This window comes from Paenibacillus sp. OAE614 (assembly GCF_040546645.1).
In the GTDB taxonomy this organism is placed as follows: domain Bacteria; phylum Bacillota; class Bacilli; order Paenibacillales; family Paenibacillaceae; genus Paenibacillus_AQ; species Paenibacillus_AQ favisporus.
The window spans coordinates 4,124,434-4,145,984 of sequence record NZ_JBEPOD010000001.1 but is presented as its reverse complement, the minus strand read 5'-3'; the positions used below and the strand labels follow the sequence as shown (position 1 = coordinate 4,145,984).

Below are 21,551 nucleotides of genomic sequence, written 5' to 3'. Positions count from 1 at the left end.
ATGCGGTCATCTCTCTTTTTTTGGGCTGCAGGGCGCGGTTTAATAGTGTATCATGCTATTAAAACGACCGGTTCCGATCCGGCAGCGAGAGGGCCAGAGACTAGGGAGGTTGTGCATCGTTGCTTACATTACCCGCCATCCATGCCATGGGGGATATCGCCGTGAAGCCGGGATCCGTTCTCGGGATGCGTACGATCGACGATTTCGAATTGGTATACTTCCCGGCAGGGACCCGATCCGTTTACGAAATCGACCGGGGGTCGTTTGCGCTGGACCGTCCGGGAGTCGTGTTCACCTGCCCCGGAGAACCGCACAGGTATCGGTTTGATCCTAGCCTTCCCACAAGGCACTTATTCGTTCACTTCGAATTTGCTGCATTTCGGGAAGCCTTCTGCAGGCCGGACCACGATCGGAAAAATTTCCGTGACTGGTCGGTCATTGCCGGAGGGAGCCTGATTCCCTCAATGCTTAAGCAGATGCTGAAGATCGCGCATATCAAGCCGGCCGGCTGGCAGCGAAGGGCGTCCGTTTTGCTGATGGGCGTCCTTGAGGAATGGCAGGCGATTGAGGAAGACGAGTCGATGTCGGCCGCTTCACTGCCCGCTCCCATCATGCGGGCGATGGATTATATGGAGCAGCAGCTTCACCGCCAGATTACCATTGAAGAAATCGCGGCCAGCTCGGGCTGGACCCATGAGCATTTCACCCGGATGTTCGTCCGCTGGATGGGCATTCCCCCTCAGAAGGCGCTGCTGGAACGCCGCCTCCGGAGAGCTGAGCAGCTCCTTATTCAGGCGGAGCGGACCATCAAGCAGATCGCTTACGACGTCGGATTCACCGATGAGCATTATTTCTCACGCATGTTCAAGCGAACCCGTGGAATGACGGCCCTGGAGTTTCGCGACCGGTTCGCGGATCCGTTGTTCCGGCATTTGGCCGTCATCGAGGAAGAGGAGGCCGCGTATCCTTTGAACCGGCATTTTGTCGTACTGGATCACGGGGATTCCCGGTAAAGCGGATATCAAATCCGTCCACCGTTTTCCGTGTCCTCTCCATTGAGAACGCTTACGGAATCCTTCACACTTAAGATAATCAATGCGTGTGGAGGGGATCAACCATGGGGCAGACTTATGTGCCGAAAGCCAAACTAAGAGAGGACCGTTATTATGTAACGGTGGAAGAGTATAAGCAGTATCACAGGGACGGATTCGTCATCGTCCGAGGGCTGCTGGATCCGAAAGAAATCGAACAGTACGCTGTGTGGGCCGAACGGCTGCGGATCGAGAATGAAGGAAAGCGCAAGCAGGCATCCGAGGAGGATACCGACCCGCTCAAAGCGGAGTTCGCCGAAAAAACGCGGGTTCATATGATCTCCCGCCTCTACCCGGAAGGGGAGCAGCTGATGCTGCATCCCCGGATCCTCGATGTGCTTGAAGCGCTAACGGGTCCGGATGTGTATGCCCTGCAGTCCATGATCTTTTTTAATCCTCCGGGAAAAGGGGGACAGGGATGGCATCAGGACGCATACTACATCAAAACCCATCCCGACACGCTGATCGGAGCATGGATCGCGCTTGAAGACGCCGATGAAGAGAACGGCTGCCTGTGGGTGGTTCCCGGCTCCAACCATGAGCCGATTTATCCGCCGCCGGGAGATCATGGCGGGAACGTTCACGCCAGGGAGGCGTTTTCCGATCTCCATTCCGTGGAGCATGTCAGTCACCTGGATGACGAAGTCAACACGCTGTCGAAGGTGGTGTCCCATTATCCGGACCCGATTCCGGTTCCGTTAAAGCCTGGGGACGTGCTGTTCTTCCATTCACACCTGTTTCACCGCTCCTACCCGAATCGAACGACGGACCGTTACCGCCGATCGTATGTGTGCCATTACTGCAACGCCCGTTCATTTGTTCCATGGGACCATGACGGCTACGAGGGCGACAGCGGGAATTACCGCCAAATCTTGGCGCGCGGACGGACGCATCTGGCATATGCCGAACCGCTATTCGATACGCCGGTTGATATTACGCAGCATGATGAGATTCCCGACTCCACCAGCGTGACGATGATGGGGATGGACGACGGCATGATGATGCCGGTCGTTCAGGAAAAAGACGAACAGGACTGAATCACGGTACCTGGACTTCTTTGGAGTCATGAATCTAGCCTTCTGTATCTTTCATAAAAAAGAGCCCGGCACAGGTGCCGGGCTCTTCTTTGTTTTGAAGGCGTTTGCCCCAAACCCCGCTATTCTTCATCTAGTATGGCGATCGGACTGAAGGCTTCATAATGAATGCGCTCCTTAGGAATTTTCAGCTCTTTCAATGCTTGATTGATTGCTTTCATGAAGGAGACGGATCCGCAGAAATAATACACCGCCTAGGGGAGTAACTCCGATTCCTCCGCCGATGAGGACCAGATGGTCGTTGGTATGGGTCAGGTTTTCCAAACGATGGGGGCTGTATGAAATGCGGTACAGGGAGGTGGCAAGATCAGAATATTTTTTGAGAAAAAAGAGGAAAAAGCAAAATAGAGATAGAATATCTTGAATAGGAACATTTGTTTGCGTGTTGTTTTTTTATTAACAATCCCAAATAGGCAGGTCATATGCGGCGTTGGGACAGGGGAGCGAGGTGAGTTATATGACGGAAACAACCCTTAATTCTTCCTTTCGGGGGGAATTTGCCGGATTATTGGCCGAATTGAGACCCCAGCTGCTGCAGTACTGCCGATCACTGACCCATCGGGAATGGGAAGCCGAGGACCTGGTTCAGGATACTATGGTCAGATTGATGAACCGGTGTATACAAATGCCGGAGATGACCCTGAGCAAGCCGTATGTGTTCCGCACGGCCCGCAATCTTTGGATCGACCGCTGCAGGTCCAGCCGGAGGCTGGTCACCATGTCGGTCGAACAATTTGAATCGGCTTACGGAAGTGAACCGGGACCCTTCGCAGACAACCTGATCACGCGCGATCTGCTGGAAGAGCTGATGTACCGGCTGAAGCCGAAGGCTTTTGTCATGGTTCTTCTGTGCGACGTATTCGGGCTTACCGCCAAGGAAGCGGGAAACTGCATCAACATGGCGGAGGGGGCCGTTCAGGTCGCCCTTTCCCGGGCGCGCAAACGGCTGCGCCTGCTGGCGCTCCATACGCCGGAAGGGATTTGGAGCGATGCATGCGCGCCGCGGAGCCGGCCGGGCGATCCCAAGTCGGCCGCCAAGCTTCTGGAAGCGGTTGCCGCTGCTTTTATCCGCCATGATCCCCACATGATTTATGAAGCTTATCTTCGGGTGTACGAGAACGGCTGCCGCATTGCGGACATCCGGACCCGAGATGGTCGATTTTATTTTACTTTTCAGGATCCGGACGGCAATGTTTTTATGGTGAGCGAAACATTTTAATCATCATCTTAGGTGATTGTGTATGGTTGCAGGCGGCTTCATCGTTATTTACATGTGAGGGCATTTAAGCTAGAGAGGAGGTAGAGTTTCATGCCATCAGGCGGCTCTTCATTTGTATGCATCGACAGAGTCATTCTGCCGGTCCCTGATGCCAAGGCGGCTGCGGAATGGTACATCAACGAGTTTGAATTCCGGATCGGGCGCAGAGGCAGTAAGGAGATCGACTTGCGGATACAAGATGGGGAAACATTGCTTACGCTGACGGAACATTCCGGAAACCAGCGTTATCAGCCGCTTATCCACCTGGACGCCTCTGGCCACGTTCCATGCTTCAACTTCTATTGTCATTGGGACGATTTGCACAGCGGCTGGCTTCGTTCCAGGAACATTTCGGTCACGTCAACGATGCAGACGGCTCACATGAACGTTTGCGAGATGACCGATCCATACGGAAACGTGACCGGGATCTGCCATGAAAAAAGCAATTCGCTCTTCTATACGCCGGCTCCCGGACCGGTTCCCCCGATGTTTCATCGGATTCTAGCCGTTTTTCTTCCCGTTATAGATTTGGAGTCCTCGATCCGATGGTACGCGGATATGCTTGGTTTTGAGCTGGTAAACCATTGGGGGCAGGGGGCGGATCTCAAAATCGGCAAGGGAGAAACGATTGTCACAATGATTGTTATGGACGAAGAGCTGCACCGTCAAGCGTTGCTGAGGCTGAACGGCCAGGCTTATTATTCGCTGCAAACGCCCAGCATTCACGATGCTTACCGGCAGCTGTCCCAATTAGGCGTCCCAGCCGAGTCATGCCGGGACCAGGATGGAGTCAACAGGTTCCACATTTGTTCTCCGGAAGGTTTAATCATCCGTATATCGGAAAAGGAGCTGATTCAAATTGTCTCAACATGAAGAAATGAATCGCACTACCGCGATCCCGTTCGAGAACCGGATTGCGAGCGTGTTTGTGCATGTCACGAATCTTCGGGAATCTGCTGAGTGGTACAGCCGCCTGCTGGGTCTTCCGATCAAGGAAGAACGGTTAAACGGCGGACCGGTGTATTGGTTTGATTTTCAAGGTACGCACCTTATCCTGGATTCCAATTCGGGGAACAGGCAAAATCCGGATTGGAGGGAAGATATGATGCCGCGCATGATGTTACCTGCCAAGGATATTGACGAGGCATACCTTTTTATTCGGGAACAAGGCACGCCTCTCTCTGAACCGGAAAGACACGGGCCGATGGCATACTTTAACTTCCGCGACCCGGAGGGGAACGTACAGATGGCATGCTGGGCCGAGAACCGCGAGGAAGACCTCTCTTTGGCAGGATTAAGCCGAAGTCCGATTTTGCCGAGAATCGGCGGCGTATTTGTTGACGTGAAGCATATGCCTGCGGCTGCCCGGTGGTACTCGGGTCTGTTTGGTGCGGAATATGATGAAGCGGCTGCCATGCAGCGGATTTATTCCGTTCCGACGGCATCCGGTGCCGCGCTTCTGCTTGACCATAACCGTCATCTGAACGGGGAGTCGTTTTCGGAGCTGTTTTATTTCGAAACAGAGGATTTTGACGGGGCACTCCAATTTGTAAAGTCTAACGGCTTCGAGTTGGCCGGTGAACCGCAAAACTTTCCTGACCTGAGCGAATTTGCGCTTGTGGACCCGGATGGGAACTGGATCGTCATTGCACAAATGAACGAGGAAGGACATTGAAAGAATGAGGAAGAAGCGTACGGCGCGTTGTTCGGATGGTTTGAGCAAGGGCCTTATGAATGGGATGTACGTGATGGCTCATTTGGCTATGAAATGAACCGGCTTCAACCGGTAAATCCCTTTGAAATTCCTGTCGATGACATCGACTAATTTGATGATGATATTTATGCGCCGATCAAGGACGAAGCAGCGTCGGGGCAGACCCCCCAAGCGTTTGCTTGGGGGGATCCGCTGTGAATACCGCCCCTGTCAGCTGGCCAGAACGGCTGCTAATCTCGTAATTCATCCTGCACGCTTGTTTGCCACCCTTCGGATTTCATTGATTCATTAATGCGGGTAAGCGGTGCCGAATTCGATGCCGCAAGGACCGCCGTCCGGATTGACATCGAGATCGACCTCACTTCCGTCCCTGCGGAACAACGGCCGATAAAATGAACTGATCTGGGTAGCGGAAGCGTTGGCATAATGGCAAATAAAAGCACGCCGGAAACGATTCTGCGATTTGTTGCGGTAAGACCCGTGGATCAGATTACCGTTGAAGAACAGAACGTCTCCCCGGTCCATGATGGCGGGAACGGCTTTCCTGTCTTTGGGCGGCTTGACCAGATGAGTCGTAAACGACTCGCTGGAATCTGCTTCCTCCGGACATACCAGCGCATAATCGCTCGTTTTGGGAACGATGAGCATTCCGCCGTTTTCTTCATCCGCCGGGTCGATTGCGGTCCAGGCCGCAATGCAGTTACCCGGTTCGACCTGCAAGTAGAAGTTGTCCTGATGCAGCGCTTGCCCGCGTGAGCCCGGCGGTTTGTAATAAAACATGCTTTGTGCCGCCAATGCCTCCTCGCCGTACAAATCGGCGAGCACATCCATCACGGGTTTATGCAGCATATACTTTTTTGCGGTAGCGTTGAACCGGTGGGGATGCATGACGCGAGGATATCGCTTCAGCGGATCGCCTGCTTCCTGATCGAGCACCGGCTCGAAGTGTCCGGGTACGACGGTGTTGCCGATCTCTTCGAAGGTAGCGTCAATGTCTCTCAATTCTTCTGGCTGAAAAAGCCCCTTTACGATTAAATACCCTTCCGTTTTAAACATTCGCAGCTGTTCTTCCGTCAAAACTTGCGGATTCGTCTGCATGGGGTGTCCCTCCCTGATTCGTAATGGATACTGATTGACAATAGCATACGGTAACTCTATGTTAAGGAGAAGACCGAAATCTGCTATTAAGTCACGGAATCCTGCTATCATCCGAAATGAGGGGAGGTGCGAATGTGTCAGGGTTTGTTCGTCAACCAGACGTCCTTGAAGGAACTGGCGCAGCGATATTCGGTGACCATTTTGAAAAAGATGACACCTACAGACTGCACCGGCCAGACGGGATGCGGGACTGGCTGCTGGTCTATACGCTTAGCGGCGAGGGTTACTTCCTGACACCCAGCGGAAAGAAGGGGTGCGGAGCCGGGCAGCTTGGCCTGCTCCGGTCAGGCGTGCCGCACGAATACGGGACGGTCCGAGGATCATGGTGGAATTTTTTATGGATCCATTATCCCGGACTCCCGGAAAACGCTTATCTGCCCGAAGATGACATCCTGATTGAAACGCTGTCCGAAGAACGCATCAAAGACCGGATCGAGCGGGCGTTTCGCAACGTCCTTCAGGATTCGCGCGACAGATCCGTTTTGTGGAAGCCCTTGTGCGAGAACGCGATTCGTGAAGTACTGCTTCTGCTTGCGCAGCGGACGAAGAAACGGTTTGATCCCAGAATCGAACAGACGCTGGGCATCCTCTCCAGCCGGATGAAGGAGGAGATCAGGGTTGATTTGTTGGCCCGGGAGGTAGGGTTGTCCCCTTCACGCCTGGCCCATTTGTTTAAGGCAGAGACGGGCCGCACCATTGTGCAGCATGTCAATCAAATGCGTATCCGTCAAGCGGCTTTGCTGATGAAGCATTCCGGAAGGCTGGCGGTAGAAGCCGCCATAGAGGTCGGTTTCGGTAACTACAACCACTTTGCCGACCAATTTCGCAAATATTACGGAGTTACGCCCCGTGAATACCGCAATCCGTCCCCTACTATGGACAAGGGCTCTTAACGTTGAAGACCGATGGTTGAATCGGGCAGTAAAAGAGTGGTATATATGAACGAGGTAGGCGACCGCAAGTCGGCGTTCTTGACCCAGCAATGCGGGAGGCGGCATGATGACACATTGCGGAGCGCGACATTTGTGAAAGGGGCGATGGCTATGAGCAGTTTCGAACGTTTGACCCCGCTGTTCAAAAGGTATATGGAACAGGGAGGACCGGCCGGTTGCGCCTGTTTGGTGATGCGCAGAGGTGAAACGGTCTATGATGAGAAATTCGGATATGCGAATTTGGAAACAAAGCAGCTTATCCAATCGGACACCATCTATCGCATGTATTCCATGACGAAAGTCATCACATGCGCAGCAGCTCTCCAGCTGTATGAACGTGGACTGTACCTGCTTGATGATCCGCTGGAGGAATATTTGCCCGAGTTCAAGAGCCCGTCGGTATTTCGTCAAGATGAAAGCGGTAACATGGTGGCCGGCCCTGCGGCGGGTCCGATTCGCATCAGGGATCTTTTTACGATGACGTCCGGTCTCACCTATGGCGGCAGCGGATCGGAAACGGAGCGGTTAACGGGGCCGATTTATCAAAAAGCGCCGGCGTCGATGGACGTGCGTGCTTTCACCCGCGCGCTGGCAGAAGTTCCGCTCGCCTTCGATCCCGGAACACGCTGGCAATACGGCCTGAGCCATGATGTGCTCGGGGCGCTGATTGAAGTGCTGTCCGGACAGACGTTCGAACAATACTTGAAGCGGGAAATATTCGACCCGCTGGGTATGAAAGACACCTCTTTCCGGATTAGTGAAGGCAAGCGGGATCGTCTTGCCGTGATGTACAATCTTGCAGAAGACGGAACGCTAACGCCCAACAACTCGCTCGAAACCCCGTATCAACCGGAATGCCGGTTCGAGAGCGGCGGGGGAGGGCTGTTGTCGACGATCGGTGATTACGCCCGTTTCGCACAGGCTCTCGTTCGTGGCGGGGAACTGGACGGCTACCGGTTGCTGAGTCCAAAGACCGTTCAATTGATGGCGAGTAATCATTTAACCCCACAACAGATGAATGATTACAATTGGGGGCATTTAAACGGATACGGTTACGGGCTTGGCGTTCGGGTGATGATCGATCCGGCGGCTGGCGGCACAGGCAGCTCGATCGGGGAATACGGCTGGGCCGGCATGGCCGGTTCCTGGGTTATGATTGACCCGCAGGAAGACTTGACCCTCGTGTATATGCAGCAGATGCTGCCGAGCCGCGAGCCTTATATTGCGAACCGGATCCGCAACGTCGTTTACAGCGCATTGGATTAAACAACCTAGAGTACGTTTTCGGTCTTTTTTATATTTTTGCTGTGGCTTACGTCATCCACTGGACGTAAGCCGTTTCTATTTCCGGGAGATGGCATAGTGGGTACCTTATATTAGTCAAAATGTACTTGTATATTGGTCAGTTTGGCAGGGGGCGATCCAGCCCTTTTGCCGCTTGTTGGAGAGAGAATCGCCGCCCATAATGGAAACGGGTCCCAATTCTGACAAGGAGCTGATGAAATGATGATGACGATCACCAAACGGTCCAGCAAACCATCGAATGTCCGCAAATGGCTGTTTGGGGCAGCTGTTGGCCTATGGGGCATAATCGCCGGCAGCAATGTATTTGCGGAGCCGTCCGCCCAGAACCCCCCGCAGATGCTTTCTTATTCGGACTTGAATGTTCATGCTGGTGATGTTTTTGAATACGGGATGAACGCGATTTCCTATGCCGGAATTGAAGGGGATGAGGTTGTCGTCCATTCGATCGGCGCTTATGGTCAAATTAAGAAGGAAATCAGCTTTCCCAAACATGAGCTTGAATATATCGCGGAGTTCCACCACACCCAGGATCAGGGGTATATCGCTGGAGGTGGATCACAGATTTTAAAGGTGGGCGAAAAAGGGCAAAAGGAGTGGACTTATACCCTGGAGAAGGCGGACAGTTATATCGTTTCGGTGGATCAACTGAAAAACGGAAAGTATGCGGCTGCAGTGGATACACCTGGAAGCACCTCCAATAGCCATACGCTACATTGGATCGTATTTTCCGAAGCGGGAAAAGCCTTGCATGAAGGAGATCTGGTAGACGTTGCCTTCGAACGGATTCATTCCGTGGAGCACACGTCGGATGGAGGGTTTCTCATATCCGGCAGTGAGTACCGGGACGGGGAGAAGGGGCATGTGGTGCTGGCCAAATTCGCTCCATCGGGTCAAGTCAAATGGAAGCAATCGATCGCAGTGGCAGACGATTCCCAGAACGTTGAAGTTTTGTCGCTCGCCGAAGCACATGACGGCAGTATCGTGGCCGCCGGCTATTATAACCATCCGAACCCGAACGATCCGATCCGGTATTTGACTACAGGCTTTGCGCTGTCGGTGGATCGCAGCGGCACGCTGCAATGGACAACTATACTTGATTCTGCGTTTGACCGCAGCATGGTGAACGATATCCAGCCTGCATCAGACGGCGGATTTATCGCGACGGGTAAAGTGAATGAGGATTGGCACGGGACGGTATCCCGACAAGGGGTTTGGGGAATCGCTCCTGACGGGGATACGACTTGGACGAAAGTGATTAACCGTGCCAGCTACAATGCCGGTGAATTCGTTCAGCCTTTACAGAACGGGCAGACGCTGCTCATCGGCACTGCGGACGGAGCTTACAAGCTAATAAAGCTTGGTGCCGCCGCCCTTCAGAACTATTGAAATCCACTGAAGTTTGACGATGTATACGAAAAAAATGATCAAAACAAAGTGCCCATCCATGGCGTTATCGACGCCGAATGGGCTTTTTGCTTATGCGAACTCTCTCTGCTTCTTACAGGCGTTCACTTCCCGCTCCGATGTCCACGGACAGCGGCTTCGTATCTGTTTCGCATGATTCGAAAGTTTTTTCTTTTTTTCGAGTATGCTACACTTACAACAAAGGCACAGAGCGAGCGGCAAATCGCTCCTGTCCACTACAGACGCACTAGTAGCGGCGCAAATTGAATGAGAAGGGAGCTTTTGTTCGATGGAAATATCCGATTTTCTGTTCCCCAAAGACAAGGTGGCTTACATCCATTCTTCTTCCACGATGCAGGAGGCTATGGACAAGCTGGAGCAAAGCCAGTATTCGGCGATCCCCGTCATCGATGAAGAGGGGAAATACGCAGGCACGCTGGCCGAAGGGGATCTATTGTGGAAAATGAAGAATACCCCCGGGCTGAGCTTTCAAAATTTGGATACCGTCATGGTCCATGAGATTAAGCGCCGGATTAAAAATGAATGCGTTTCAATCCATGCGCATCTGGAAGATATGCTGGAGTTGGCCGCCGACCAAAACTTTGTTCCCGTCGTGGATGAAAACCAGATCTTTATCGGCATCATCCGCCGCAAGGTTATTATAGAGTATTACACGAGCAACATTAGTGATTGATCATTCGGTCAGATCAAGACCGGAACAACGGGTGAATGAATCTTATGAACAAGTTCACAGCCATCCTGAGCAAGTATTACGGACTGGAGCAGGTGGAGGTTCTCCGGCAGAAGGGCGGATGGGCCGCGCTGGCCTATAAGGTGACGGAACCGGAAAGCCGCCGCTCCTACTTTCTGAAGGTATATGAAAAAGACAGGTCGTCCACGTCCAAATGGACCGCGCGGATTGATCAATATGTACCCATCACGAGCTGGCTTGAGCGGTCTACAGCGCTGCATGGGAAAATACCTGTTCCGATGATGACGATCCATGGTCATTACCGTTGTGAAGATGATTATGGCATCTATCTCCTCTATGACTATATTGATGGTGAGACCATTGGGGACAAACCGCTGACACAGGAACAAATTTGCCAGCTCGCGGCAATCGTGGCCGAACTGCATAGCTGCGGTAAAGAGATGCCTGTTCAGTCTGAAAATATCGTGGAAAATTTCGAGCTGCCGTTTGCATTAAGCTTGAAAAATATCCTGATGACTAAGGGTGCCGGTCTTCCAGGCGATGTATATGATCTGCTGGGGCCATACCTTGAAACGTTAAACCGGATGATCTTCAATGCCGATGAAATATCAGCCGAGCTAAAACAGAGCAACCTTCCGCTTGCGCTGTGCCATACGGATATCCATCCATGGAATTTAATGCAGCCTCAAAGCCGCCGTCAACTGATGCTGATTGACTGGGAGGGCCTTAAGCTAGCTCCTGTAGAAGCTGACCTAATGTTTGTGGTAGACCAACCCTACTTTAATGAATTTATGCAGATTTATCGGCAATTTCATCCCGATTTCACGCTGAATGGCAGGACGCTGCTGTTCTACCAAATCAGAAGGAAGCTGGAGGATGTATGGGAGTTTATTGAACAGCTGTTATTTGACCGTCAATCACCGTCAGAACGAACATCGACACTTCACAGTTTAGAGAAGGAACTGCTGGAAATAAAATAATCCAACGATGTCTGAAATTTTCATCTTGGATGTTGATATATTCACACACGAGCTGAAAAGAGGGGGAAGCCAACCGGCTTCCTCCTCTTTTCATAAAGATTAATTGCGCTGCAGCAGCAGGTACCCGCTGATATCGGAAGTCGTTTTGCGGAATACGATTTTAAATCCTACATCATGATCCTGTAGACAAGCCAATGCAGTGCTGAGCAGCGCATTGGGTCTTAAGTCTTGCCTGCAGGGAGCGGCGCTGCCAATGACACGAGCAGCGACGATTCTGCGTGCAGAACCGGGAACCAGCGGGTTTCTGGACCAGCTGATCAGTACAAGGTCCGGCTGCCGGACAGCCTTCACACGACGGGGCATAGCGTCTCACCTCTTTTCTAGTAGTTCGCTATATTCAATGCAGTGGAGATAGAAAACGTGCTAGACAGGAACCTCACAAGACACGGGGATCTCTATCGCTTGCTTATAAAGGTGCAATAGATTGGCATTGCTTTAAGTTTTCAGGGGTAGGCACCTCAGTTCCATACAGCCATTGTTGGGGGGATGCCAACGATCCGGCTATTTTGAATGCTTTGGGTACATCCTAAAATGGAGGTCGCTGGAATAACGCATTCGACAATTTTCTGGTATAATCAACTCAGTTTCAGAAAATAAGCATTCACGCAGAACAAAGGGGAAATTCACATGCCGAAGATTATGAAGACGTTAACCATTGCCGGCAGCGACTCCAGCGGGGGCGCAGGCATTCAGGCGGATTTGAAAACTTTCGAAGAGTACGGCACTTACGGTTTCAGCGCGCTGACCACGATCGTGACTATGGACCCGGACAACGGCTGGCATCATAACGTATATCCGGTGGATTCGGCTTTGGTTGCGGAGCAGCTGAAGACGGTCTTTGCCGGTGGACCGGTGGACGCCATGAAGACAGGCATGCTTGGCAGCGTGGACATCGTCCGCGTAGCGGAGCAGGCGATCAAAAGCAATCAGCAGAAAAACGTGGTCATTGACCCGGTCATGGTCTGCAAAGGCGAAGACGAAGTGCTGAATCCCGAAAGCGCAGAGGCGATTCGCGACCTGCTTCTTCCGCTGTCCACGGTGGTTACGCCCAATCTGTTTGAAGCCGGCGTGCTGTCCGGCCTTGGCAAGCTGACCAGCGTCGAGGAAATGAAGGAGGCGGCCCGCAAAATTCACGGCCTCGGCGCCCAAAACGTCGTTGTCAAAGGCGGAAAGGCACTCGGTGGCGACCGTGCGATCGACGTCTTCTTCGACGGCAAGGACTTTACCGTCCTGGAGACGGACAAGATCGAACCGGCCTACAACCACGGTGCCGGCTGTACTTTCGCCGCGGCGATTACGGGCGGACTGGCGAATGGACTATCTGTCGCAGATGCGGTGGCCAAAGCCAAAGATTTTGTGTCGGCGGCCATTCGCAGCGGATACCAGTTCAACGAATACGTGGGGCCGGTCTTCCACGGCGGGTATCGTCTGAACCGGTAATTTCGAAGCCAATGGGCAGCAGGCTGCTTTGGAGCAATGAAGAAAAAGGATGCACATTCCCGGAATGTGCATCCTTTTTTCATTCGTTTTTATGACATAGGCAGCGGGGGGAGATTACTCACCGCCGATAGAGAGGCGTGAGCCGCTCCAGTCCGATCGCGCTGATCAGCATCCGCTGTTTTTTATTCCCGATCAGCTGCTGCGTCCAGTTAACGAATCCGCCGTCGCCGATGGCATAGGTGTTTCCTTGAATTTCGGTCACCAAAGTGAACTGGAGACCCTCGTAATACGCGTTATTTGTTTTGTCTGAGTGAAGGGAAACGGTCACGTCAACCGATTCCGTTTTGCCGGCCCCGGCCACCCGGCGCACCAGCCCTTCGGGATCCGCATAACCTTGACGGACTTGGATTTCAACGCTGATGGGACTGTGGAACAGCCGGTCGAAAATGTCCCGATATACCCGGATATGCTCCCAAAAGGAAGGGATTTCAAAGCTGTACGATCCTTGGTCCATGCCGGAAGAAACCATACAAAAGACATGAAAGTGGGGTACCATCCCGGGGGCATGAAACTGCTGGGCCCGCACGTGACGATGTGTTGTGCTGAGCCGGACGTGGCGGCTCCGGTTATCCAGATCACCGCTCTTTAACCCGTCGCTGATATGCAAGGCGAGCATGTTGGTAGCATCCGCCACAAGCTCGGTTCCCCTTAAGGCGGATATGACCTTGTTCTGGTCGACGGTGGCGACGACCGAGCACGACCCGAGAGGGGCGGCAGGAGAGAGCTGAATGGGCTCAAAAGCATGCGCATCGGCGATTTCGAGCACGTCCAGCTCCAGCCTTTTTAAATCAAGCGCGGACACTTCGGCCGGTTTGACAAACCGGTTGTCATGGTACCTTTTCAGCAAATCGGAGGCATTCCCCGCTTGGGTCCGTTCCCTGAATACCTTCAGCAGCAGCGTGTTCAGCTCCGAACCCGACAGCCGCCTGCTTAATGTTTCCGATAACGGCCCTTGATCCAATGTATGTTCCGTATGAATTCTATGGTTGGTTTCATCTGACACCCCTGATCCCTCCCTTGAGCCAAACCGCACATAAGGCAGCAGCCCCTAATTAGGGGGATTATAGGCAGTGGGTGGACCCCGTGTCAAGGTAATGTAACGGTCAAAATGAATCGGGATATCAAAAAGAAGGCCAGGCATCCAAAACGGACACCCAGCCTTCGCTATAAATTAATACGCCTGTTCAACCTCAACATCAACGTGAGCCGTGATTTCTTCATCCAAATCCAGCGTCACCTGCTCGCGGTAAGCCCGAATGTTATATTCGCTGTAGAGGTAACGCAGGATGGCTTCAATCATGTTGGACTCAACCAAAAACTGGCTCCGTCCCTGTGTCCAAACCTCTGCGGTATATCCCGTTTCCTCGTCCCAGCTCAGCTCCACCTGCACATCCGTCGGACGGATCTGCTTACGCTCGGCGGTATGAAGACAAATCGCGTTCACGATTTCATCCATGGTCAGAATCAACATGATCAGTACCGTCCGTCATTCGGATTCGGTCGCTTCCGGTTGCGGAACGCTCTGTATCCGGCCCGGATGAGCGAGAAGAGAACGTAAATGGCCAGCAGGTTGATGATCAATCCGAAGAAATCGCCCATGAATCCCATGTTGCTGAACATGCCGCCGAACAGAAGTCCGGCCAATCCGCCGATCATGAGTCCCTTCATAAAGCTGCCGCCGCTGAAGAAGCCGCGTTTTGCCGTTGTGCCGGCTGTACTCGAGGTGTTGTTGGTCGACTTTTTGACGTTGCTGTTCGGCGTCGACTTGCTCGGCGTGTTCGTGTAGGACCTTGTGCCGGATTTATATCCACCGCCTGCACGTCTGGCGTCCGCGTTATCCGGTACGGTAACAGCGAAGAAGAACGTAAACGCCAAAGCAATTAGCATCCACTTCTGTAAAAATTTTTTCATGGTTTGAAATATACCTCCCTGAGAATGGTGAAAGCATGTCTATCTCATAATACATTACGTACCAAATATCTTAAGGTTTCAAAATTAATTAAATTAATTTTTGCCGATAAAGATGAATAATGTCAGATCATTCAGTTTACGGTTTGACTAATGCCGGAGGCTCTGAATAATCGCATTCTCTCAATATGCCCAGAACCCAATTGCACCATTCCAAACCGGCTGCCGCATTAAAGATGCCTTTCTGGATCAGCAGGTGATCGTAAAATTCCCGGGTACCGAATTTCTTATGTTCCTCCGTCACTTTGCCCTGCATCGATTGGAACGATTCCAGCCGGCGGATGAAGTAAGATTTGCGGGTTTCCACGATATCGATGGCGTTATCCCTGTCGGTCATCCACATGCAGAAGGTTTTCATCGATAATTCGTCGCGGGTCACCGGATCGGGAAGCGGTTTGTACATCCATTCCTTGAGCTTGCGGATGCCGCTGTCCGTAATGGAGTATACCTTCTTATCCGGTTTGTCGCATTGTTTCACCCAATGGGAGCTCAGCAGCTCATTCTCTTCCATCTGCGCCAGCAGCGGATAGATTTGGCTGTGCTTGGCCTGCCAGAACGGCTGAATCTTGAGCATCACATCATATCCTGATCCGGGTTCCCGTGCAAGGAAAGCTAGTAGTCCATAGGAAAGTGTATTCATTAGCATATCTCCTATACGTGAGATGGTCTTTTCAACCAAAGTGTACACTTAAACTGTATGGTTTTCAACCTGAGCTCATGACTGGAAAGCATGGATCTGAACGGAAAAAGAAAATGATGTGCGTCTAACACTGATAAATCGAGTTTAAAGAAGCCGGTTCGGCGCTGGACCGCTGCTCGCTGTTCACAAAATAGAAAAACACGGATGATGATCATCCGTGTTTTTGCAAATCCAAGCGTATTCTACTTATCGTAACCGTCGACAACCAGCTCGAGGTGGCCTGTTTTCGGATCGATGACCATGCCGTGAACGCTGCAGCCCGGCGGGAGAAGCGGGTGATTTTTGATCAGGCCCACGGTTCCTTTTACGCCTTCCTGTACGTTATCGAATCCGCGCAGCCACTCGGTCAGCTTGATGCCGGAGTTCTCCAGCGTCGACAGCACCTCATCGGTGATGCCGCGCTCCTTCATATGCTCGATCATGACGTCTGCGTTGAGCGCCGCCATGCCGCAGTCCAGATGCCCGACGACGATGACTTCGTCAGCTTTCAGTTCATACAGAGCGACGAGAACGCTCCGCATGACGCTGCCGAACGGATGCGAGATGATCGCACCGGCGTTTTTGATAAGCTTCACGTCGCCGTTGCGGACGTTCATCGCTTTGGGCAGCAGCTCTACGAGGCGCGTATCCATGCAAGTGACGATGACGAGCTTTTTCTCGGGGAACTTGCCGGTAATGTATTTTTCGTACTCTTTACTTTCTACGAACTGCTGGTTGAACTCCAAAATTTGCGAAACGGTTGTCATAATGAATTGCTCCTTCCATTGTTGGGTAATGATGCATGATGTAAGGCGTCAACGCTTATCCACTAGCCTGATATTATGACCGTACAGCTGGCCGTCCCCAGTAAGCCGGAACGATGGATCGTTTTTTTTCGGAGTCAAGGTATAGATGCTCTTCGAAAAAAACCGCCTGCAGGCGGTGAATAATAAAATCCAGCTGATTACTCTGTATTTCCTCATCATCGGCTTCTTTGGCGGAAACGATCCAGAGTGCCGGCAGACCGTTGACGCCGCAGCCGCAGCCTTCGGAATCGTAGGCAAGCCGGATTATGGCCGATTCCGGCCCGGCAAGCGACTCGATATGCTTTTTGGCAGTTTCGGTAACTTGGATAACCACGGCGGGTTTCAGGCTCCTTCCCTATGTAAAAAGGATAATAGCGTCTATTAAATATTGATTATACTTTCCAGTAAAAGTATCATCAAGAAGGAAGAAAAAATTCGGCGTGAGGTGAACCTAATTATGGAAAAAGAAGCAAAAGCGACATTGGACTCATTTCTCGGTCTGGTCCGCAAAATCAGAAGCTATGACGAGGCCATCGGCTTGATGCACTGGGACTTGCGGACGGGTGCACCTCGTAAAGGAGCAGAGCAGCGTTCCGAGGTGATCGGGATGCTGTCGGCGGAAGATTTCAAACTCCGAATTTCGGATGAAATGGGCTCGTATCTGGAGGCGTTGACCCGTCCTGATACATATGAGGGGTTGGACGATATTTCCAGAAGGATCGTTGACGAGTGTAAAAAAGAATACGACGAGAACAAAAGCATCCCGGCGGAAAAGTTTCAGGAATTTATGGTGCTGTCATCCCATTCCCAGACGATTTGGGAGGAAGCGAAGGCGAAGAGCGACTTTGCCATGCTGGAGCCGAACTTGACGAAGCTGGTGGGCATGCTGAAGGAATTCATCGGATATTGGGGCGTCAAGGGTACGCCATATGACACACTGCTGGACCGTTATGAGCCGGATATGACGGTTGAGAAGCTGGACCAGGTGTTCAGCAAGCTTCGTGACCGGCTGGTTCCGCTCGTGGAGTCGATTGCGGCGTCTCCGAACAAACCGGATACGTCGTTCCTGGACCAGCTGTTCGAGCAGGAGCAGCAGGCGAAGATGAGCCGCTTCATTCTTGGCGAAATGGGGTACGATTTCGAAGCCGGGCGCCTCGATGAGAGCGTACACCCGTTTGCCACCGGCTTGAACCCGGGAGATGTGCGGATTACGACCCATTATTTGCAGGACGACGTGACGAGTGCGCTGTTCAGCTCCCTGCATGAAGGCGGCCATGCCCTGTACGAGCAAAACGTGAGCAAGGAGCTGGCCGGAACGCCGCTCGCCCAAGGGACGTCCATGGGCATTCACGAATCGCAGTCCCGCCTGTGGGAAAATATGATCGGACGCAGCAGCGCCTTCTGGGAACGCTACTATGCTGATCTGCAGCAGCATTTCCCGCAGCAGCTGAAGGACGTGCAGCTGGATGATTTCTACCGGGCCGTCAACCGCGTGGAGAACTCCCTGATCCGGATCGAATCTGATGAGCTGACGTATAACCTGCACATTATTATCCGCTATGAAATCGAGAAGATGCTGTTTAACGAGGGGCTTGAGGTCAAGGATCTGCCTAAGGTATGGAACGAGAAATACGAGCAGTACCTCGGCATTACACCGCCAAGCGACAGCCTGGGCGTCCTTCAGGACGTGCACTGGTCCGGCGGGGATTTCGGTTACTTCGCCTCCTATTCCCTCGGCAACATGTATGCAGCGCAAATCATGAACACGCTGCGCAAGGAGATGCCAGAGCTGGATCAGCATATTAAGGAAGGCAATCTGGCACCGATCCGCGAGTGGCTCACGGAGAAGATTTACCGCTACGGCAAGAGCCGCAAGCCGTCCGAAATCATTTTGCAGGTGACCGGTGAAGAGCTGAACCCGGACTATTTGGCTGATTACCTCGAAACGAAATATAAGGAAATTTATCAATTGTAATGCAGCGCAGGAACGCTTGACATCAGATCCAATCATCCAAGCGTAAGCACAGAAGCACCCCTGTCACTTCCGTAAAGAAGCCCCGAGGCTACTTGAGGAAATGGCGGGGGTATTTTTGTGTTCGTCCGTGGCCATGTTTAACCCTTTGCTGGGCGCATGCATAAGATGGCATATGGCTGGAACGCGAAGAAGGATGGAGGACAATGACAATGAGAAAGGGTAAACGTGGATTCGCCCTGGTGCTTGCGGCGGTTCTCCTTTGCGCAGCCGTGCTGTCCGGTTGCTCCGGAAGCAAGGGTGACGTGAAGGTCAAAATCGGCGAAGTGACGCGCTCGGTATTTTACGCTCCGGAATATGTGGCGCTTGGGAAAGGCTTTTTTAAGGAAGAAGGACTGGATGTGGAGCTGCAGACGATTCCCGGCGGTGATAAGACGATGACGGCGCTGCTCTCGGGTGCCATCGATGTGGCCCTGGTCGGATCCGAGACGTCGATTTACGTATATCAGCAAGGTTCGGACGATCCTGTGATCAACTTCGGTCAGGTGACGCAGACGGACGGCACATTCCTCGTCTCAAGGCAGGATGAAGGAGAGCTGGACTGGAATCAGCTGAAAGGGAAAACCTTCCTCGGGCAGCGCAAGGGCGGCATGCCGCAGATGGCCGGCGAGTTTACGCTGAGAAAGCATGGCATCGATCCGCATCAGGATCTGAACCTGATCCAAAACATCGATTTTGCCAATATCGCTTCGGCGTTTTTGTCCGGAACAGGTGAATACGTGCAGCTGTTTGAGCCGCAGGCCTCGATTTTTGAAAAAGAAGGCAAAGGGCATGTCGTTGCCTCATTCGGAGTGGAGAGCGGACATCTGCCCTATACGGTCTTTATGAGCAAGCAGAGTTATATCAAGAAGAACGGCGAAACTGTTCAGAAATTTACGAACGCGCTCCAGAAAGCCCAAAATTGGGTGCAGCAGCACACCCCCGAGGAGATCACCGACGTCATTCTTCCTTATTTTAAGGATACCGATAAGGATATCGTTGTCTCGGCGGTCAAACGGTATAAGGATCAGGGAACGTACGCGACGGATCCCATCGTGGATGAGACGGAGTGGAACAACCTGCTGGACGTCATGGATCAGGCGGGAGAACTGAAGGAGAAGGTGCCTGCCTCCGCCATCGTGGACAACAGTTTTGCCGAAAAGGCCAAATCGTCCGTGAAATAATGGTTATGGAGAGGAGATCGTGCGCATGGAGCCGGTAGTCGAACTTAAAAATTTGACGCATGTATACGTTAACGACCGAGAAGCTTCGCTTGCTGTCGAAGGACTGAATCTGACGGTACATCCCGGAGAGTTCATCAGCCTGGTCGGACCGAGCGGATGCGGAAAAACGACGATTCTGTCCATGATTGCCGGGCTCTTGCATCCGACGAACGGCGAGGTGCTTGTCTATGGGCGGAAGGTGGAGGGGCCTTCCCCGGATGTCGGGTATATGCTGCAGCAGGATTATTTGTTCCCTTGGCGCACAATCCTTCAGAACGCGGCCATCGGGCTTGAGGTAACCGGGCGCCTGCAGCGGGAATCGATGGATCACCTGACGCAGCTGCTTGACGAGATGGGACTGGAAGGAACGGGGAGTCTGTACCCGCAGCAGCTGTCGGGTGGGATGAGGCAGCGGGTTGCCCTGGTACGGACGCTGTCGACCGATCCCGGACTGCTGCTGCTCGATGAGCCCTTCTCGGCACTTGACTATCAGACCAAACTGCAGCTTGAAGATTTAATTGCCGGGACGCTGCGGGAAAAGAACAAAACGGCAATTCTGGTCACGCACGATTTATCCGAGGCCGTGGCCGTCAGCGACCGGGTCGTTCTGCTGGGTAAAAATCCCGGCCGAATCCGCCGTACCTTTGAAGTGCCCGGGCACATCCGGGAGACACAGCCTTTCTATGCCAGAAAGGAGGAAGGTTTCAATGAATTGTTTCACGAAATCTGGCGCGAGATGGAGTCGGAGGAAGACTGACATATGGAAGAAGGGAGGCGGCGCGTGTGAACAGTGTGCTTAGATCGGATGAAGTGATCCGGAGGGACCGGGGTTCCAGCCTCGATGCTCTGCATCAAGCTCATTTGCGCCGCCAGCGCAAGCTGCGGGCACAGGTCCTGTCCGTTCAGATGGCCATTCTGGTGCTGTTCTTTGCCTTGTGGGAAGTCGCCGGACGTTTGAAATGGATCGACGTGCTGCTGTTCAGCTATCCAAGCAAGGTGTTCGCACAAATTTGGAAGGATGCGGTCAGCGGAGAGCTGTGGGGACATTTGGGCGTGACGGTGGGCGAGACGGTCGTCGGATTTTTGCTGGGAACGATCGTGGGGACGCTGCTGGCTGTCTTAATCTGGTGGTCGCCGTTTCTTTCAAAAGTGCTGGATCCGTATATGGTCGTGTTCAACAGCATGCCGAAGGTGGCGCTTGGTCCGATCTTCATCGTGATGTTCGGCGCAGGCTTTATGGCCATCACCATTACGACGCTGTCGATTACCGTCATTGTGACAACGCTGGTCGTTTATAACGCATTCAAGGAAGTGGACCCGAACCTGGTCAAGGTCGTCCGCACGTTCGGCGGAACCCGGAGGCAGATATTCAACCAGGTCATCCTCCCGGCGTCGTTTCCGACCATCATTTCCACGCTGAAGGTCAATGTGGGCATGGCATGGGTCGGCGTGATCGTCGGCGAGTTTCTTGTCGCAAAAATAGGTCTCGGTTATTTGATCATTTACGGGTTCCAGGTGTTCAACTTTACGCTGGTACTTGCCAGCTTGATGATCATCGCGGTCGTCGCTACGGCTATGTACCAGCTGGTCGTTTATATTGAAAGAAAGCTGCTTGCGCATCGGCAGTAGGGAGCAGCCTTGAAGGGCCGGAACTGC

The 21,551-nt window shown here is 52.7% G+C and carries 23 protein-coding genes; 15 read left to right on the top strand and 8 right to left on the bottom strand.

What is annotated here, in order from left to right:
- Positions 1-119 precede the first annotated feature (119 nt).
- The 5 genes from ABIE48_RS18985 (at position 120) to ABIE48_RS18965 (ending at position 5,118) form a co-directional block, all read left to right on the top strand.
- The gene (locus tag ABIE48_RS18985; protein WP_354519488.1) at positions 120-1,013 is read left to right on the top strand and encodes a helix-turn-helix domain-containing protein; all 894 of its coding nucleotides are present in this window, start codon (positions 120-122) and stop codon (positions 1,011-1,013) included.
- Between the two features lie 104 nt (positions 1,014-1,117).
- Positions 1,118-2,128, top strand: a complete 1,011-nt coding sequence (locus ABIE48_RS18980) for a phytanoyl-CoA dioxygenase family protein (protein WP_192715543.1) — start codon at positions 1,118-1,120, stop codon at positions 2,126-2,128.
- A 514-nt stretch (positions 2,129-2,642) separates the two neighbouring features.
- Complete coding sequence (locus ABIE48_RS18975; RefSeq protein WP_192715542.1) at positions 2,643-3,404, top strand: sigma-70 family RNA polymerase sigma factor; 762 nt, start codon at positions 2,643-2,645, stop codon at positions 3,402-3,404.
- A 90-nt stretch (positions 3,405-3,494) separates the two neighbouring features.
- Positions 3,495-4,316, top strand: a complete 822-nt coding sequence (locus tag ABIE48_RS18970; protein ID WP_192715541.1) for a VOC family protein — start codon at positions 3,495-3,497, stop codon at positions 4,314-4,316.
- Positions 4,303-5,118, top strand: coding sequence for a VOC family protein (locus ABIE48_RS18965; protein ID WP_354519485.1), 816 nt, complete (start codon positions 4,303-4,305; stop codon positions 5,116-5,118). The genes ABIE48_RS18970 and ABIE48_RS18965 overlap by 14 nt, the downstream gene beginning before the upstream one ends.
- Before the next feature lie 327 nt (positions 5,119-5,445).
- On the opposite strand, the gene ABIE48_RS18960 is transcribed toward ABIE48_RS18965, so the two are convergent.
- Complete coding sequence (locus ABIE48_RS18960) at positions 5,446-6,255, bottom strand: phytanoyl-CoA dioxygenase family protein (protein WP_145024139.1); 810 nt, start codon at positions 6,253-6,255, stop codon at positions 5,446-5,448.
- 134 nt (positions 6,256-6,389) lie between these two features.
- Between ABIE48_RS18960 and ABIE48_RS18955 the strand changes: the two genes are divergently transcribed.
- The 5 genes from ABIE48_RS18955 to ABIE48_RS18935 all read left to right on the top strand — a co-directional run bounded on the left by ABIE48_RS18955 (position 6,390) and on the right by ABIE48_RS18935 (position 11,648).
- Positions 6,390-7,208, top strand: a complete 819-nt coding sequence (locus ABIE48_RS18955; protein WP_354519483.1) for a helix-turn-helix domain-containing protein — start codon at positions 6,390-6,392, stop codon at positions 7,206-7,208.
- 45 nt (positions 7,209-7,253) lie between these two features.
- The gene (locus ABIE48_RS18950; protein ID WP_354519481.1) at positions 7,254-8,513 is read left to right on the top strand and encodes a serine hydrolase domain-containing protein; all 1,260 of its coding nucleotides are present in this window, start codon (positions 7,254-7,256) and stop codon (positions 8,511-8,513) included.
- Between the two features lie 237 nt (positions 8,514-8,750).
- A complete protein-coding gene (locus tag ABIE48_RS18945) occupies positions 8,751-9,938 on the top strand; it encodes a hypothetical protein (RefSeq protein WP_192715538.1) in 1,188 nt (395 codons plus the stop codon).
- 307 nt (positions 9,939-10,245) lie between these two features.
- Entirely contained in the window at positions 10,246-10,650 is a 405-nt protein-coding gene (locus ABIE48_RS18940; protein WP_192715537.1) for a CBS domain-containing protein, read from the top strand.
- 44 nt (positions 10,651-10,694) lie between these two features.
- Positions 10,695-11,648: an aminoglycoside phosphotransferase family protein gene (locus ABIE48_RS18935; protein WP_192715536.1), complete on the top strand. Its 954-nt coding sequence runs from the start codon at positions 10,695-10,697 to the stop codon at positions 11,646-11,648.
- A gap of 99 nt (positions 11,649-11,747) precedes the next feature.
- On the opposite strand, the gene ABIE48_RS18930 is transcribed toward ABIE48_RS18935, so the two are convergent.
- Complete coding sequence (locus tag ABIE48_RS18930) at positions 11,748-12,011, bottom strand: hypothetical protein (protein ID WP_192715535.1); 264 nt, start codon at positions 12,009-12,011, stop codon at positions 11,748-11,750.
- Between the two features lie 324 nt (positions 12,012-12,335).
- On the opposite strand from ABIE48_RS18930, the gene pdxK reads away from it, so the two are divergent.
- A complete protein-coding gene (gene pdxK, locus ABIE48_RS18925) occupies positions 12,336-13,148 on the top strand; it encodes a pyridoxine/pyridoxal/pyridoxamine kinase (protein WP_192715534.1) in 813 nt (270 codons plus the stop codon).
- A gap of 118 nt (positions 13,149-13,266) precedes the next feature.
- On the opposite strand, the gene ABIE48_RS18920 is transcribed toward pdxK, so the two are convergent.
- From ABIE48_RS18920 to ABIE48_RS18895, 6 genes are all read right to left on the bottom strand, one after another.
- Positions 13,267-14,211 carry a hypothetical protein gene (locus ABIE48_RS18920; protein WP_192715533.1) on the bottom strand — a complete coding sequence of 315 codons (945 nt, stop codon included), beginning with the start codon at positions 14,209-14,211 and terminating at the stop codon, positions 13,267-13,269.
- Positions 14,212-14,379: 168 nt separating this feature from the next.
- The gene (locus ABIE48_RS18915; protein WP_192715839.1) at positions 14,380-14,676 is read right to left on the bottom strand and encodes a YxcD family protein; all 297 of its coding nucleotides are present in this window, start codon (positions 14,674-14,676) and stop codon (positions 14,380-14,382) included.
- A gap of 5 nt (positions 14,677-14,681) precedes the next feature.
- On the bottom strand, positions 14,682-15,119 hold the full coding sequence (locus ABIE48_RS18910; protein ID WP_192715532.1) for a hypothetical protein: 438 nt from the start codon (positions 15,117-15,119) through the stop codon (positions 14,682-14,684).
- 136 nt (positions 15,120-15,255) lie between these two features.
- Positions 15,256-15,816 (bottom strand): PadR family transcriptional regulator, encoded by a 561-nt coding sequence (locus ABIE48_RS18905; RefSeq protein WP_076171178.1) that lies wholly within the window; start codon positions 15,814-15,816, stop codon positions 15,256-15,258.
- A 242-nt stretch (positions 15,817-16,058) separates the two neighbouring features.
- A complete protein-coding gene (locus tag ABIE48_RS18900) occupies positions 16,059-16,622 on the bottom strand; it encodes a beta-class carbonic anhydrase (RefSeq protein WP_192715531.1) in 564 nt (187 codons plus the stop codon).
- Between the two features lie 73 nt (positions 16,623-16,695).
- Positions 16,696-16,995 carry an iron-sulfur cluster biosynthesis family protein gene (locus ABIE48_RS18895; RefSeq protein WP_192715530.1) on the bottom strand — a complete coding sequence of 100 codons (300 nt, stop codon included), beginning with the start codon at positions 16,993-16,995 and terminating at the stop codon, positions 16,696-16,698.
- Positions 16,996-17,118: 123 nt separating this feature from the next.
- Here ABIE48_RS18895 and ABIE48_RS18890 point away from each other — a divergent pair, with 123 nt between their 5' ends.
- The 4 genes from ABIE48_RS18890 to ABIE48_RS18875 all read left to right on the top strand — a co-directional run bounded on the left by ABIE48_RS18890 (position 17,119) and on the right by ABIE48_RS18875 (position 21,524).
- The gene (locus ABIE48_RS18890) at positions 17,119-18,636 is read left to right on the top strand and encodes a carboxypeptidase M32 (protein WP_192715529.1); all 1,518 of its coding nucleotides are present in this window, start codon (positions 17,119-17,121) and stop codon (positions 18,634-18,636) included.
- Positions 18,637-18,845: 209 nt separating this feature from the next.
- Entirely contained in the window at positions 18,846-19,856 is a 1,011-nt protein-coding gene (locus ABIE48_RS18885; protein ID WP_192715528.1) for an ABC transporter substrate-binding protein, read from the top strand.
- A 25-nt stretch (positions 19,857-19,881) separates the two neighbouring features.
- Entirely contained in the window at positions 19,882-20,652 is a 771-nt protein-coding gene (locus ABIE48_RS18880) for an ABC transporter ATP-binding protein (RefSeq protein WP_076171190.1), read from the top strand.
- Between the two features lie 89 nt (positions 20,653-20,741).
- Positions 20,742-21,524: an ABC transporter permease gene (locus ABIE48_RS18875; protein ID WP_285855274.1), complete on the top strand. Its 783-nt coding sequence runs from the start codon at positions 20,742-20,744 to the stop codon at positions 21,522-21,524.
- Positions 21,525-21,551 lie beyond the last annotated feature (27 nt).

Coding starts and splice junctions, on each gene's coding strand:
- ABIE48_RS18900 (WP_192715531.1), bottom strand. CDS start 16,622: ATGACAACCGTTTCGCAAATTTTGGAGTTCAACCAGCAGTTCGTAGAA.
- ABIE48_RS18890 (WP_192715529.1), top strand. CDS start 17,119: ATGGAAAAAGAAGCAAAAGCGACATTGGACTCATTTCTCGGTCTGGTC.
- ABIE48_RS18975 (WP_192715542.1), top strand. CDS start 2,643: ATGACGGAAACAACCCTTAATTCTTCCTTTCGGGGGGAATTTGCCGGA.
- ABIE48_RS18935 (WP_192715536.1), top strand. CDS start 10,695: ATGAACAAGTTCACAGCCATCCTGAGCAAGTATTACGGACTGGAGCAG.
- ABIE48_RS18905 (WP_076171178.1), bottom strand. CDS start 15,816: ATGAATACACTTTCCTATGGACTACTAGCTTTCCTTGCACGGGAACCC.
- ABIE48_RS18910 (WP_192715532.1), bottom strand. CDS start 15,119: ATGAAAAAATTTTTACAGAAGTGGATGCTAATTGCTTTGGCGTTTACG.
- ABIE48_RS18880 (WP_076171190.1), top strand. CDS start 19,882: ATGGAGCCGGTAGTCGAACTTAAAAATTTGACGCATGTATACGTTAAC.
- ABIE48_RS18960 (WP_145024139.1), bottom strand. CDS start 6,255: ATGCAGACGAATCCGCAAGTTTTGACGGAAGAACAGCTGCGAATGTTT.
- ABIE48_RS18885 (WP_192715528.1), top strand. CDS start 18,846: ATGAGAAAGGGTAAACGTGGATTCGCCCTGGTGCTTGCGGCGGTTCTC.
- ABIE48_RS18940 (WP_192715537.1), top strand. CDS start 10,246: ATGGAAATATCCGATTTTCTGTTCCCCAAAGACAAGGTGGCTTACATC.
- ABIE48_RS18980 (WP_192715543.1), top strand. CDS start 1,118: ATGGGGCAGACTTATGTGCCGAAAGCCAAACTAAGAGAGGACCGTTAT.
- ABIE48_RS18950 (WP_354519481.1), top strand. CDS start 7,254: ATGAACGAGGTAGGCGACCGCAAGTCGGCGTTCTTGACCCAGCAATGC.
- ABIE48_RS18930 (WP_192715535.1), bottom strand. CDS start 12,011: ATGCCCCGTCGTGTGAAGGCTGTCCGGCAGCCGGACCTTGTACTGATC.
- ABIE48_RS18945 (WP_192715538.1), top strand. CDS start 8,751: ATGATGATGACGATCACCAAACGGTCCAGCAAACCATCGAATGTCCGC.
- ABIE48_RS18970 (WP_192715541.1), top strand. CDS start 3,495: ATGCCATCAGGCGGCTCTTCATTTGTATGCATCGACAGAGTCATTCTG.
- pdxK (WP_192715534.1), top strand. CDS start 12,336: ATGCCGAAGATTATGAAGACGTTAACCATTGCCGGCAGCGACTCCAGC.